At 65.0% G+C, this 11,964-nt stretch carries 16 protein-coding genes; 11 read left to right on the top strand and 5 right to left on the bottom strand.

What is annotated here, in order from left to right:
- The first annotated feature begins 26 nt into the window (after window positions 1-26).
- Window positions 27-713: a DUF2461 domain-containing protein gene (locus P0M04_RS07970; protein WP_259448360.1), complete on the top strand. Its 687-nt coding sequence runs from the start codon at window positions 27-29 to the stop codon at window positions 711-713.
- Window positions 714-725: 12 nt separating this feature from the next.
- The gene (locus P0M04_RS07965) at window positions 726-1,097 is read left to right on the top strand and encodes a cupin domain-containing protein (protein WP_259448359.1); all 372 of its coding nucleotides are present in this window, start codon (window positions 726-728) and stop codon (window positions 1,095-1,097) included.
- Between the two features lie 8 nt (window positions 1,098-1,105).
- Here P0M04_RS07965 and P0M04_RS07960 read toward each other — a convergent pair whose 3' ends face one another.
- The 5 genes from P0M04_RS07960 to P0M04_RS07940 form a co-directional block, all read right to left on the bottom strand.
- Window positions 1,106-2,134, bottom strand: a complete 1,029-nt coding sequence (locus P0M04_RS07960; RefSeq protein WP_259448358.1) for an NAD(P)H-dependent glycerol-3-phosphate dehydrogenase — start codon at window positions 2,132-2,134, stop codon at window positions 1,106-1,108.
- 16 nt (window positions 2,135-2,150) lie between these two features.
- Window positions 2,151-2,606 (bottom strand): SH3 domain-containing protein, encoded by a 456-nt coding sequence (locus P0M04_RS07955; RefSeq protein WP_259448357.1) that lies wholly within the window; start codon window positions 2,604-2,606, stop codon window positions 2,151-2,153.
- A 98-nt stretch (window positions 2,607-2,704) separates the two neighbouring features.
- Window positions 2,705-3,178: a protein-export chaperone SecB gene (gene secB / locus P0M04_RS07950; RefSeq protein ID WP_036231111.1), complete on the bottom strand. Its 474-nt coding sequence runs from the start codon at window positions 3,176-3,178 to the stop codon at window positions 2,705-2,707.
- A 259-nt stretch (window positions 3,179-3,437) separates the two neighbouring features.
- Window positions 3,438-3,707 carry a glutaredoxin 3 gene (gene grxC / locus P0M04_RS07945; RefSeq protein ID WP_105378497.1) on the bottom strand — a complete coding sequence of 90 codons (270 nt, stop codon included), beginning with the start codon at window positions 3,705-3,707 and terminating at the stop codon, window positions 3,438-3,440.
- Between the two features lie 16 nt (window positions 3,708-3,723).
- Complete coding sequence (locus tag P0M04_RS07940; protein ID WP_259448356.1) at window positions 3,724-4,128, bottom strand: rhodanese-like domain-containing protein; 405 nt, start codon at window positions 4,126-4,128, stop codon at window positions 3,724-3,726.
- 95 nt (window positions 4,129-4,223) lie between these two features.
- Here P0M04_RS07940 and gpmA point away from each other — a divergent pair, with 95 nt between their 5' ends.
- The 9 genes from gpmA to gspK all read left to right on the top strand — a co-directional run bounded on the left by gpmA (window position 4,224) and on the right by gspK (window position 11,901).
- Window positions 4,224-4,970, top strand: coding sequence for a 2,3-diphosphoglycerate-dependent phosphoglycerate mutase (gpmA, locus tag P0M04_RS07935; RefSeq protein WP_259448355.1), 747 nt, complete (start codon window positions 4,224-4,226; stop codon window positions 4,968-4,970).
- A 69-nt stretch (window positions 4,971-5,039) separates the two neighbouring features.
- Entirely contained in the window at window positions 5,040-6,452 is a 1,413-nt protein-coding gene (locus P0M04_RS07930; protein ID WP_371877267.1) for a murein hydrolase activator EnvC family protein, read from the top strand.
- A gap of 28 nt (window positions 6,453-6,480) precedes the next feature.
- Window positions 6,481-7,971: a S41 family peptidase gene (locus P0M04_RS07925; RefSeq protein ID WP_259448354.1), complete on the top strand. Its 1,491-nt coding sequence runs from the start codon at window positions 6,481-6,483 to the stop codon at window positions 7,969-7,971.
- Complete coding sequence (locus P0M04_RS07920; RefSeq protein ID WP_259448353.1) at window positions 7,968-8,741, top strand: HesA/MoeB/ThiF family protein; 774 nt, start codon at window positions 7,968-7,970, stop codon at window positions 8,739-8,741. The genes P0M04_RS07925 and P0M04_RS07920 overlap by 4 nt, the downstream gene beginning before the upstream one ends.
- 159 nt (window positions 8,742-8,900) lie before the next feature.
- Window positions 8,901-9,356, top strand: coding sequence for a type II secretion system major pseudopilin GspG (gene gspG, locus P0M04_RS07915; protein ID WP_259448352.1), 456 nt, complete (start codon window positions 8,901-8,903; stop codon window positions 9,354-9,356).
- 13 nt (window positions 9,357-9,369) lie between these two features.
- Window positions 9,370-9,846 carry a GspH/FimT family pseudopilin gene (locus P0M04_RS07910; protein ID WP_259448351.1) on the top strand — a complete coding sequence of 159 codons (477 nt, stop codon included), beginning with the start codon at window positions 9,370-9,372 and terminating at the stop codon, window positions 9,844-9,846.
- A gap of 11 nt (window positions 9,847-9,857) precedes the next feature.
- On the top strand, window positions 9,858-10,247 hold the full coding sequence (gene gspI / locus P0M04_RS07905) for a type II secretion system minor pseudopilin GspI (protein WP_371877259.1): 390 nt from the start codon (window positions 9,858-9,860) through the stop codon (window positions 10,245-10,247).
- Window positions 10,244-10,918 carry a PulJ/GspJ family protein gene (locus P0M04_RS07900; RefSeq protein ID WP_259448350.1) on the top strand — a complete coding sequence of 225 codons (675 nt, stop codon included), beginning with the start codon at window positions 10,244-10,246 and terminating at the stop codon, window positions 10,916-10,918. The genes gspI and P0M04_RS07900 overlap by 4 nt, the downstream gene beginning before the upstream one ends.
- Window positions 10,915-11,901, top strand: coding sequence for a type II secretion system minor pseudopilin GspK (gspK, locus tag P0M04_RS07895; RefSeq protein ID WP_259448349.1), 987 nt, complete (start codon window positions 10,915-10,917; stop codon window positions 11,899-11,901). Before P0M04_RS07900 ends, gspK begins: the two co-directional genes overlap by 4 nt.
- The last annotated feature ends 63 nt before the right edge of the window (window positions 11,902-11,964 follow it).

Raw genomic sequence — 11,964 nt, 5'->3', positions numbered from 1 at the left:
TTATTTGGCTCATTTGGACCCCCTTTATGCACCTGCGCGACCTGACGCAATTCCTTAGCGAACTCAAAGAGAACAACACCCGGCCGTGGTTCATCATGAACAAGCCCCGCTACGACATCCTGCGGGTCGAATTCCTCGAAGTGCTGACGGAACTGATCAAGGAGATTGGCCGGTTCGACAAGCAGGTCGTCGCCTGCGACCCGAAGAAGGCGATGTTCCGCTTCCAGCGCGATACGCGCTTTTCGCACGACAAGACGCCCTATAAAACGCATTTCTCGGCAGGGATCGCACCCGGCAACAAGCGCCGGCCCAGCGAAGGGGGTGGGCCGACCTATTATTTCCACATCGAAGCGGACGGTACGTTGCTGTACGGTGCCGGCGAATACCTGCCGCCGGCGGCGCGTTTGAAGGCGATTCGCGAGCACGTCGTCAACGATGCGACAGGTTTCGCCAAAATGTTGAAGAATAAACATCTGCGCGAGGCGTATGGCGACCTGCAGCCGGAAGACAAGCTGCAACGCCCGCCGAAGGGATTCGATCCGAACCATCCGCTGGTCGAATACCTGAAGCTGAAGAGCTATTTCGTCTGGAAGGAAGAGAAGCTGGACATCAACGCCCCGGACAAGCTCGTGCCGCAACTCGCGCAGGGTTTCAAGGACGCCACCGCGCTCGTCAACTGGCTGCGCGGGGTGCCGCAGACATTCGAAGAGTAAAGGGAGTCACACATGGCGTTGCACCACGCAGTCTCGGGTGAGCGGATCGCACTCCAGCGGGGCGAAGACGACATCGCGAATTTCACCTCGATCGCGCTGATCAAGACGGATCACATGGAGTTGATCCGGCTCGTGATACCGAAGGAAAAACCGATGCCGGAGCATTGGGTCGAAGGGGAGATGACCTTGTTGTGCCTGGAAGGCGAGATCGCGTTCCAGGCCCACGGCCGCACGACGATCCTGCGGCCGAACGAGATGGTTTATCTCGCCGGCGGCGAACCGCATGCGATCCAGGCCAACCAGGATGCGGTCGCGTTGCTGACCATCCTGCTGCATCCGGGTGATAACACGGGTGGGCCGACGCGGAATACGCCCGCGCCGTAATCCCAGGATCAGGCCAGCTCGTCGCGCGGATCGCGCGCCAGCAGCCTGGTCACCATGTCGCTGGCGGAATCGCCATCGAACAGCACGCCGGCCACCGCATTGGTGATCGGCATCTCCACGCCCAGCCTGGCCGCCAGCTCGCGGACGGCCTTGGCGCAGGGCACGCCTTCGGCCACGTGGCCGAGTTCCCGGACGATCGTGTCGAGCGGCTTGCCCTGGGCCAGTGCCAGGCCGACGCGGCGGTTGCGCGACAGATCGCCCGTGCACGTCAGGATCAGGTCGCCCATCCCCGTGAGGCCCATGAAGGTGCCGGCATGGCCGCCCAGCGCCGTGCCGAGGCGGGTGATTTCCGCGAGGCCGCGCGTAATCAGCGCGGCGCGCGCATTCAGGCCCAGGCCGAGGCCGTCGGCCGTGCCGGTGGCGATGGCAAGGATGTTCTTGACGGCACCGCCCACTTCCACGCCGACCATGTCATCGCAGGAATACACGCGCATATTGCCGCCGTGTACCAGGGCAACGACGCGGTCGCGCAGTGCTTTATCAGTCGATGCGACCGTCAGCGCGCACGGCAGGCCGCGCGCCACTTCCTGCGCGAACGACGGGCCCGACAATGCGGCAGCCGGTACGGCATCGCCCAGCACCTCGCGTACGACCTGGTGCGGCAGCAGGCCGGTCTCGTATTCGAAGCCCTTGCACAGCCAGACGATGTTCGGAATGGCGCGGCCCTTCAGTTGCTGCAGCAGGGGGCGCAGGCCGGCTACCGGGCAAGCCGCGATCAGCAGCGGCGCCTCACCGGCGGCGTTCACGACATGGGCGACGGCCGCATCGAAGTCGGCCGTGACGTCCAGGCCCTCCGGAAATGGGAAGCCGGGCAGGTATTCGGTGTTTTCGCGCGCGCTGGCGGCTTGCGCCATCTGCGCGGGATTGCGTCCCCACAGCAGGACGTCGTGGCGCGCGGCGAGCGCGATCGCTACCGCCGTGCCCCAGGCGCCGGCACCGAGGACGGTGATCTTTTGGGGTGGTTTCGGTTCGTGCATGGTATGGAAAGACGGGCTAGATGCCCCAGATGTCGGAGGCCTTGACGTAACCGCTGGTGCCGTCGCGGTGGCGTACCCGCACCCAGGTACCGGCTTCCGGATCGACGAGCTCGAGCAGGACGTTCTTTTCGGCCGTCATCACGACGGATGCGTTGTCGTCGGGCGCCGAGCGCACCTTGGCGGAGGCGACGCGCACGATGACGTTGCGCTTGGCCGACAGGTTTTTCGCTTCGGTCCAGGCCATGTCGCCGGTGGCGTCACGCACCTTGACCCAGTCGCCGTAGCTGAGGACGACCTCGACCGGCATGCCGCTGGGGGCGACGTACAGCTTGCCGCTGCGGGTGGACGGGGCGTCGTACAGGATCACGGCATGCGCGCCGACCGTCTTGAAATCGAACGCGGCGGCCGCGCACGATGCCAGCAGCAGCAAACTGCCTGCGATGAGACGATGGCGGAAGCGGATGGGGCGCATGTGGGCCTTTGAAGACGTGTCTGCCGGCATCGGCAGCGCGTCAAAGAAACAAGGCGTCCGGCCCCGCCCGGGACGGGCAGAGCAGGACGCCCGGGATATTACTGGTTGCCAGCCGGCGTGCCTGCAGCGGCAGCCTGCTCGGCCAGCGCCTGGCGGCGCTGCTGGTAGAACACTTCGAAGTTGATCTCGGCCAGGTGGACCGGCGGGAAACCGGCACGGGTGATCACGTCGGCGATGTTCGCACGCAGGTACGGATAGATGATGTTCGGGCAACCGATGCCCAGCAGCGGATCCATCTGCTCGGCCGGGATGTTACGGGCTTCGAAGATACCTGCTTGCTTGCCTTCGGCCAGGAAGGCGACTTTGTCCTTGACCTTGGCGGTCACGGTGATGGTGACGGTCGATTCGTAGATGCCATCGGCAATGCCTTCGGCGCCGACGTCCAGCGAGACCTCGATGGTCGGGGCTTCCTGCTCCAGGAAGATCGCCGGGGAATTCGGTTGTTCCAGCGACAGATCCTTCAGGTAGATACGCTGGATTTGGAATACGGGTTGCAGGTTTTCGTCAGCCATGGAACGCTTTCGTGTAATTTTTAAAAAGAATGGCAACATCCTGCCATTCAAGGTGCTTGACAGGAAATCCCTGCAAACCTACTGCGCGTTGCATTGTTGGCCTGCGATGCTCGCTGTACTACTCGTACAGCTGCGCTTCTCGACCAACACTGCTGCCGCTCGCGACGGTTTTCAACGATCCCCTTAAAGGCGCCGGCAATTGTATCAAAACCAATTCGGTTTCAGTAGCTTGCCGGGGGCCCTGACAAGCCGGCACCCGTCAGGCTGCTGCGCCCTTCAGCAGCGGATCCAGGCGGCCCGCCTGGTCGAGTGCGTACAGGTCGTCGAATCCGCCCACGTGGGTGTCGCCCACGTAGATCTGCGGCACCGTGCGGCGGCCCGTGCGCTGCATCATGATGGCGCGCTGTTCCGGATCGAGGTCGACGCGGATGCGTTCGATGTCGGTCACGCCCTTGGCTTCCAGCAGGCGCTCGGCGCGCACGCAGTAGGGGCAGCTTGCGGTGTGATAGAGGACAACATGGGCTGTCATGGCAATTCCTTTCAAATTATTTGATCAGGGGCAGGCCGGCAGCCGTCCAGGCCGCGATGCCGCCTTCCAGGCCATAGATATCTTCGAACCCTGCCGCTTTCAACAGGCGCGCCGCTTTATCGGCGTGTTTGCCGTCCTGGTCGACGACAACGATGGTCTTGATTTTCGACTTGTCCAGCTCGCCGGTGCGATTGCCCAAGTCTGCCAGCGGAATGTGTTTCGCGTCGCGCAGGTGCCCCGCGGCAAACGCGTCGGCGCCGCGCACATCGATCACGGCGGTGGATTTACCCCGGTTGAGCATCTGGGTGGCCTGCAGCGGCGAGGCCAGGCGGCCACGCGGCGCCAGCGACAACCACAGCAGGGCACCCCCCGACAGGACAGCGATCGCGACAGTGATGTAATGGTCGATGATGAAATTCACGAAGGTTCCGTTGGTTGAACTGAATCATCGCATTATAAAATAGAAGTCGGATCGGTATTTCCTGCTCACTTTTTTCCTATAAAGCTAAAGCACCTATGTACAAAATCGTATTCATGCGCCACGGCGAGTCCACCTGGAACCTCGAGAACCGCTTCACCGGCTGGACCGATGTCGACCTGACCGAAAAAGGCGTCAACGAAGCCAGGCTGGCCGGCCGCCTGCTGAAGGAAGCCGGCTTCACCTTCGACCTGGCCTATACCTCGGTCCTGAAACGTGCGATCCGCACCCTGTGGCTGGCCATGGACGAGATGGACATGATGTGGCTGCCAGTCAAGAACGACTGGCGCCTGAACGAGCGTCACTACGGCGCGCTGCAGGGCCTGGACAAGGGCGAAACCGCCGCCAAGTTCGGCGACGAGCAGGTGCTCGTGTGGCGCCGCAGCTACGACACGCCGCCGCCGGCCCTGGAAGCCAACGATCCGCGCACGTCCTTCAATGATCCGCGCTATGCTGGCCTCGACAAGGCTCAGATCCCGCTGACCGAATGCCTCAAGGATACCGTCGCCCGCGTGATGCCGGCCTGGGACGAGGAAATCGCCCCGGCCATCCGCGCCGGCAAGCAGATCCTGATCTCGGCCCACGGCAACAGCCTGCGCGCCGTGATCAAAATGCTGGACAACATCAGCGACACGGACATCGTCGGCCTGAACATCCCGAACGGCACCCCGCTCGTGTATGAACTGGACGCGGACCTGAAGCCGATCCGTCATTACTACCTGGGCGACCAGGCAGCGATCGAGGCCGCCATGGCCGCCGTGGCCAACCAAGGGAAGGCGAAGTAAGTCTTGCGTTTTTCCTTCGTGAAGTCGACGTCCGCGGGCCTGTCCGCCCGCGGCAAGCTGGTATGCGGCCTGCTGGCCTGCGCGTTCGCCTTCGGCAGCGTGCAGGCGGCGCCGCGCCAGACCACGCGCAGCAAGGAGAAGGCCGCCGCCGAGGCGGCGCGCGCCGGTATCCAACAAAAGCTCAGTGCGCTCAAGAAGGACATCAGCCGCACCGAGAGCGAAAAGGAAGATGCGGCCGACGAGCTGGCGGAATCGGAAGAGGCGATCTCCGACGCCAACCGTTCGCTGCGCGAACTCGCGGACGAGCAGGCTGCCACTAACACCAAACTGAAGGATCTCGCCACCGAAGAGGCGAGACTCGGCGACACCATCGCGGCCCAGAAGCGCCAACTGGCGAAGCTGTTGCGCGAACACTATGTCGCCGGCAACGAGGACCGCATCAAGCTGCTGCTGTCCGGTGACAATCCGAACCGGATCAACCGCGACCTGCAGATGATGGCCTACGTATCGCAGGCGCAGGCGAAACTGCTGAATTCCCTGCGCGCGAACCTGGCGGCCGTCGAGGCGAACCACGCCGAGACGCAGAACGCCAAGGATGAGCTGGAAGAAATCGCACAAGAGCAGAAGTCGCAGAAGGCCCTGCTCGAAAAGGAAAAGGCCAAGCGCGCCACCCTGCTGGCGAATCTGTCGAGCAAGCTGACGGACCAGCGCAAGCAGGCGAGCCGCCTGGAACAGGACGAGCAGCGCATGAGCGGCCTCGTCGACCGCCTGACGCGCCTGATCCGCGAACAGGAAATCGCCGCTGCCGCCGAGCGCAAGCGGCAGCAGGAACTGGCTGCCGCGCGCGCAAAAGCGGCCGCCGAAGCGAAAGAACGTGCACTGGCGCGGGCCAAGGCGCAGCGCGAAGAACGCGAACGCCTGGCGCGCGAAGCGGCCAAGGAAGCGGCGAAGACCGGCAAACCCGTGAAACCGTTGCCGCCGCCGAAGCCCGAGCCGGAAGACACGCGGGTGGCGGAAGAACCGCCGCAAAAACAGGAGGCACCGCAGCGCACGGCCGACACCGCACTGGCCGCCGACCTGCCGAGCGGCGCATTCGAAAGCCTGCGCGGCCGCCTGCCGGCACCGATCTCCGGCAAGATCGCAGCCCGTTTCGGCGCCAAGCGCGGCGACGGTCCGACGTGGCGCGGCATGTTCATCAAGGCCCCGGAAGGGACCGACGTACGCGCCATCGCGGCGGGCCGTGTCGTGTTCGCCAACTGGATGCGCGGCTACGGCAACCTGATCATCATTAACCACGGCGGCGAGTACCTGTCGATCTACGGCAACAACCAGACTTTGGTGAAACAGGCAGGCGACGCCGTCAAGCCTGGCGACGTCATCGCCAGCGCCGGCAATACCGGCGGCAACGAGGAATCGGGGCTATACTTCGAGCTCAGGCATCTCGGAAAAGCGTTCGATCCTTCGAGCTGGATCAGGTTCTAATTTCCGGAAGCACAATCCAGGGAACAGCATGGGCAAGAAACTCAAGAACCTCGGTCTGATCGGCCTCGGCATGGTGGCCGGGGTGGCCGTCTCGGTCCAGTACTCGGCGCTGGCGCAAAAAGGCGGCGACGCGCCCCTGCCGCTGGACGAGCTGCGCCAGCTGGCCGATGTCTATGCCCTCATCAAGAGCGATTACGTCGAGAAGGTCGACGACAAGAAGCTGCTGTCGGACGCCATCGCCGGCATGGTGAATTCGCTCGATCCGCATTCCGTCTACCTGGACCAGAAGGATTTCACCGAGATGCGCGAAGAGGTGCAGGGCCGCTTCGTCGGCCTCGGCATCGAGGTCGCGATGGAAGACGGCTATGTCAAGATCGTCTCGCCCATCGAGGAGTCGCCCGCCTACCGCGCCGGCATCAAGGCCGGCGACCTGATCACCCGCATCGACAACGTGCCGGTCAAGGGACTGTCGCTGGACGACGCCATCAAGCGCATGCGCGGCGAGCCGCACAGCAAGGTGATGCTGACCATCGCCCGCCGCGGCGCCGACGCGCCGTGGGTCGTGCCCGTCGAGCGCGAGGAAATCAAGGTGGTCAGCGTCAAGGCGAAGATGATCGAGCCCGGCTATGCCTGGCTGCGCATCAACCAGTTCCAGGAAGAGACCGTCGACGAGGTCGCGGACAAGCTGAAGGACCTGTACGCCCGCAATCCGAACATCAAGGGCCTCGTACTGGACCTGCGCAACGACCCGGGCGGCCTGCTGCCGAGCGCGATCGGCGTCTCTGCCGCCTTCCTGCCCGCGAACGACGTGATCGTCTCGACCAAGGGACAGATGACCACGTCGAACGTCACGTACTACGGCCGGCGCGAGTTCTATGCCATCAAGCCGGGCGCCGATCCGCTGGCCAGGTTGCCGGCCGCGCTGAAGACCGTGCCGATGGTGGTGCTGGTCAACACGGGCTCGGCGTCCGCGTCGGAAATCGTCGCGGGCGCCCTGCAGGATTACAAGCGCGCCATCGTGATGGGCAGCCAGACCTTCGGCAAGGGCTCCGTGCAGGACCTGCGCCAGCTGACGCCCGACACGGCTGTCAAGTTGACGATCGCGCGCTACTACACGCCCAAAGGGCGCTCGATCCAGGCGCTGGGCATCGTGCCCGACCTGAAAGTCGACGAAACGCCGGACGGCGACGGCCTGAACGCCGTGCGCGTGCGCGAAGCCGACCTCGATCACCACCTGTCGAACGAGGCAGCCGGCAAGAGCGCGAACGCGAAACGCCGCGACGAGCTCGAGGAAGAGCAGTTCACCATGGCCGCGCTGAAGAACGCCAAGCCGGTCGAATTCGGCGGCAAGGACGACTTCCAGCTCGCGCAGGCCCTGAACCACTTCAAGGGCCTGAAGGTGCAGCTCGCGAAGGCCGATCCGGACGAGGACAAGCCGGCGCCGGCCGGGCTGCCGGGCCAGGAGCAGAAACCGGTCGAGATCAAGGACGGCGCCAGGCCGGCTGCGCCGAAGCGATGAACGACCAGCAACTGCTTCGCTATTCGCGCCATATCCTGCTCGACGAGATCGGTATCGAAGGCCAGGAGCGCCTCCTGGCCGCGCGCGTGCTCGTGATCGGTGCCGGCGGCCTCGGCTCGCCGGCCGCGCTGTATCTCGCCGCGGGCGGCGTCGGCCGTCTGACCCTTGTCGACGACGACACCGTCGACCTGACGAACCTGCAGCGCCAGGTGATGCACACGACGGCCCGCGTGGGCCAGCCCAAGGTCGAGTCCGGGCGTGAAGCCCTGCACCAGATCAATCCCGAGGTCGAAGTCGTCCCCTTGCGCGAACGCGCCGATGCCGCACGTTTAGGGGAACTTGTGCGCGATGCCGATGTCGTACTCGACTGCAGCGACAACTTCGCCACCCGCCATGCCGTGAACCGCGCCTGCGTTGCCGCCGGCGTCCCGCTCGTCGCGGGCGCCGCGATCCGTTTCGACGGGCAGATCTCGGTCTTCGACGTGCGCGACCCTGCTTCGCCCTGCTATGCCTGCCTGTTCCCGGAGGACGGCAAGTTCGAGGAAGTGGCATGCAGCACGATGGGCGTGTTCGCGCCGCTGGTCGGCATCATCGGTGCCATGCAGGCAGCCGAGGCGCTGAAGCTGCTGGCCCGGAGCGGCCGTTCGCTGGCCGGCCGGCTGCAGATGCTGGATGCGCGCGCCATGGAATGGACGGAAATCGGCGTGGCGCGCAATCCGTGCTGCCCCGTTTGCGCGGGCGACCGGCCAGGGACGCCAAGCGTAGAATAAGCTGCGGCGCCGGCGTTCACGCAGAAGGTGTCTTTCTGCGCCGCCTGTCTTACAATTAGACAATTTTCCTGACGAGTTGGAACATTTTCCAAACGACTTTTAACGTCATCCGGGCTCGTTCGGCCTTATACTGTTTTTTCGACCACATTCATCACATCTATGCAGAACTTCAAGCATCGTTTCGCACGGCAGCGCCGCCAGGGCGGTTTCACCCTTGTCGAAATCATGGTCGTCGTGGTCATCATCGGCATCCTGGGCGCGCTCGTCGTGCCCAAGCTGCTGGGCCGTACCGGCGAGTCGCGCGTGACCGCGGCCCGCGTCGACATCGCCACGCTGATGTCGGCACTCAAGCTGTACAAGCTCGATAACCAGCGCTATCCGACCACCGAGCAGGGCCTGCAGTCGCTGATCCAGAAGCCGACCAGCGGCCCGGCCGCCAACGGCTGGAAGGAAGGCGGCTACCTCGAGAAACTGCCGAAGGACCCATGGGGCAACCCGTACCAGTACCTGTCGCCGGGCCTGCACGGCGAGGTCGACGTGTTCTCGCTGGGCGCAGACGGCCAGCCGGGCGGTACCGGCGAGGATGCCGACGTCGGTTCGTGGGACAACAAATAACGCTGATATTCCGATGACGACGCGCGCGCCGGGCCGCGGCGGCGGCTTCACCCTGGTGGAGATCATGGTCGTGATGGTCATCATCGGCGTCACGCTGGGGCTGGCCAGCCTCAACGCCATTCCCAGCCCGCACCAGGACCTGCAGAAGGAGGCGCAGCGCATCGCGCTGTTGCTGCAGCTGGCGCGCGACGAAGCCATCGTGCGCAACCGCCCCGTCGCCTTCGAAGCGACGCCCGAGCGCTACCACTTCCTCGTGCGCACCGAAACGCGCTGGGAGCCGATCGCGAAGGACGACCTGCTGCGCGAGCGCGATTTCAAGAATGCCCCGCTGACCCTGCTGCTGGATCCGCCCAGTGCGGGGGCCCTGAATCCGCTGCGGATCACGTTCGGCAATGAACCCGTCGACAAGCCGTTCGTGCTCACGCTGGCCAGCGGCAACGACCGTGTGTTCATCCGCGCCGACGGCGTCGGGCACTTCACGGTGGAGTGAAGAGGTCAATCATGCGCGACATGCGATTCCCGAACCGGCAATGCGGCTTCACCTTGCTGGAAGTGCTCGTGGCTCTCGTCATCGTGGGCACGGCGCTGGGCGCGGGCCTGCGCGCGGTCGGCAGCCTGAGCGCCAACGGCAGCGGCCTGCGCGCCTCGATGATGGCGACGTGGTCGGCCGAGAACCGGCTCGTGCAGATCCGCCTGGGCAAGGAATTCCCCGACATTGGCAAGCACAGCTTCGATTGCCCGCAGGGCGACATGCACTTCGTGTGCCAGGAAGACGTGATCGCGAGCCCGAACCCGCGCCTGCGCCGGGTCGAGGTCTCCGTGTACGACATCGAAAACCCCAACCGGCGCATCGTCAAGCTGGTCCAACTCGTGTTGAAACCGTGGCGATGAGAACGCATTCCCGGGCCCGCGGCTTCACCCTGGTGGAGCTGCTCGTGGCGATCAGCATCCTGGCCATCGTCGCCGTGCTCGGCTGGCGTGGGCTGGACGGCATCGTGCGTGCGCGCGTGGCCCTCACCCAGCAGATGGAAACGACGCGCGGCATGCAGCTGGCCTTCGCCCAGATGCAGAGCGATTGCGAGCACATCGTGCAGCGCGACGTCGTCGACCAGCGGCCCTATCTCCTCATCGGCGGCGATCGCCTGACGCTCGTGCGCGAAGTGTTCACGGAAAACCAGCCGTCGCGGCTGCAGGTGGTCGCGTACCGCATCGTCAACGGCACGCTGATGCGGCGCGAATCGCAGCCGGTGCGCGATCTCGTGCAGCTCGACGCGCTGTGGCAGGCCGTCACCAGCGATGGCGACACCAACCCGTCCGTGGCGCTGCAGGCCGGCGTAACGGGCATGCAGGTTGCGACCTGGGTCAGCAACGCCTGGCGCCAGGGCGGCGTCGATCCGGGCGCGAATACGGCGGGCACGGGCCAGGTGCCGGTCCCGCCGCCGCAGCAGCCCGACCAGGCAACGCCGCAGGTGAGCAACGAGCCGACCGGCCTGCAGGTCGCCTTGCAGTCGCAGAACCTGCAACAGCCGATGGTCAAATCCTTCCTGCTGGGGGAACCATGAGAACGCGACAGCGCCGGCCTGTGCGCGAACGCGGCGTGGCCGTGATCACCGCGCTGCTGCTCACGACGCTGGCGATTTCCATCGTCGCCAGCCTGTTCTGGCAGCAGCAGGTGCAGGTGCGCTCGATGGAAAACCAGCGCCTGCACTTGCAGACCAAGTGGATCCTGCGCGGCGCGCTCGACTGGGCGACGCTGGTCCTGTTCCAGGACGGCATCGACCACCGCGACTACACCTCGCTCGACCAGGTCTGGGCGACGCCGCTGGCGGAAACGCGCCTGGACCAGTACGTCGAACGCCAGCGGGTCGAAGGAGAAACATTCGATGCGAGCCTGTCGGGTAACATTACCGACGCATGCTCGCGTTACAATTTGCGCAACCTGGGGATGAGCCGCGGGTTGCCGGATCCGCAGCAGCTGGAGATCTTCAAACGCCTGCTGAACAACCTGCAGCTGGACCAGGGCCTGGCGCTGCGCATCGCGAACTTCGTGGCGGCCGGGTTGCCGGCCACGATGGACGAGGGCAACGACCCGACGAAGCAGACGCAGGCCGCGCCCGTGGTCGGCGCGCCGGTGAAGATTTTGCAGGTGGAGGATTTGTTGTCGGTGCGAGGCGTGACGCCGGCCATCGTGGAGCGGCTGCGGCCGTTCGTGACGGTGCTGCCGGAAAAAACGCCGGTGAACGTCAACACGGCGCCGGCGGAAGTGCTGGCGGCCCTGATGGCGAACATGTCGGTGTCGGAAGCGAACACGCTGCTCGTGCGGCGCAAGCAGGCACCGTGGCGCAGCAAGGCGTATTTTGACGCGGACATCGGCGACGGGCGGGACGCGACGCCGGATGCCGCGAGCGTGAAGAGCGACTGGTTCCTGGTCGACAGCCGCATCCGCCTGGACCGGGCCGCGCTGGACGCACAGGCGCTGATCCACCGGTCGCCGGCCCTGGTGGCGGGCGGCGGGCCGAAAGTGGTGTGGATCCGCCAGTATTGAATGTGGAAGAGAAGTCTCGAGGGATAGCGCAGGGCATGTTAAAACGACCAACAGAAGATCGAG

Origin of the sequence: Telluria mixta (genome assembly GCF_029223865.1) — a bacterium.
Classification (GTDB): domain Bacteria; phylum Pseudomonadota; class Gammaproteobacteria; order Burkholderiales; family Burkholderiaceae_D; genus Telluria; species Telluria mixta.
This window is presented reverse-complemented; position numbering and strand designations above follow the sequence as displayed.

What these genes read in the sequence shown, in the direction of transcription:
- P0M04_RS07900 (WP_259448350.1), top strand. Translation starts at nt 10,244, where the DNA reads ATGAGAACGCATTCCCGGGCCCGCGGCTTCACCCTGGTGGAGCTGCTC.
- secB (WP_036231111.1), bottom strand. Translation starts at nt 3,178, where the DNA reads ATGGCTGACGAAAACCTGCAACCCGTATTCCAAATCCAGCGTATCTAC.
- P0M04_RS07925 (WP_259448354.1), top strand. Translation starts at nt 6,481, where the DNA reads ATGGGCAAGAAACTCAAGAACCTCGGTCTGATCGGCCTCGGCATGGTG.
- grxC (WP_105378497.1), bottom strand. Translation starts at nt 3,707, where the DNA reads ATGACAGCCCATGTTGTCCTCTATCACACCGCAAGCTGCCCCTACTGC.
- P0M04_RS07960 (WP_259448358.1), bottom strand. Translation starts at nt 2,134, where the DNA reads ATGCACGAACCGAAACCACCCCAAAAGATCACCGTCCTCGGTGCCGGC.
- gspG (WP_259448352.1), top strand. Translation starts at nt 8,901, where the DNA reads ATGCAGAACTTCAAGCATCGTTTCGCACGGCAGCGCCGCCAGGGCGGT.
- gspK (WP_259448349.1), top strand. Translation starts at nt 10,915, where the DNA reads ATGAGAACGCGACAGCGCCGGCCTGTGCGCGAACGCGGCGTGGCCGTG.
- gspI (WP_371877259.1), top strand. Translation starts at nt 9,858, where the DNA reads ATGCGCGACATGCGATTCCCGAACCGGCAATGCGGCTTCACCTTGCTG.
- P0M04_RS07955 (WP_259448357.1), bottom strand. Translation starts at nt 2,606, where the DNA reads ATGCGCCCCATCCGCTTCCGCCATCGTCTCATCGCAGGCAGTTTGCTG.
- P0M04_RS07970 (WP_259448360.1), top strand. Translation starts at nt 27, where the DNA reads ATGCACCTGCGCGACCTGACGCAATTCCTTAGCGAACTCAAAGAGAAC.
- P0M04_RS07920 (WP_259448353.1), top strand. Translation starts at nt 7,968, where the DNA reads ATGAACGACCAGCAACTGCTTCGCTATTCGCGCCATATCCTGCTCGAC.
- P0M04_RS07910 (WP_259448351.1), top strand. Translation starts at nt 9,370, where the DNA reads ATGACGACGCGCGCGCCGGGCCGCGGCGGCGGCTTCACCCTGGTGGAG.
- P0M04_RS07965 (WP_259448359.1), top strand. Translation starts at nt 726, where the DNA reads ATGGCGTTGCACCACGCAGTCTCGGGTGAGCGGATCGCACTCCAGCGG.
- gpmA (WP_259448355.1), top strand. Translation starts at nt 4,224, where the DNA reads ATGTACAAAATCGTATTCATGCGCCACGGCGAGTCCACCTGGAACCTC.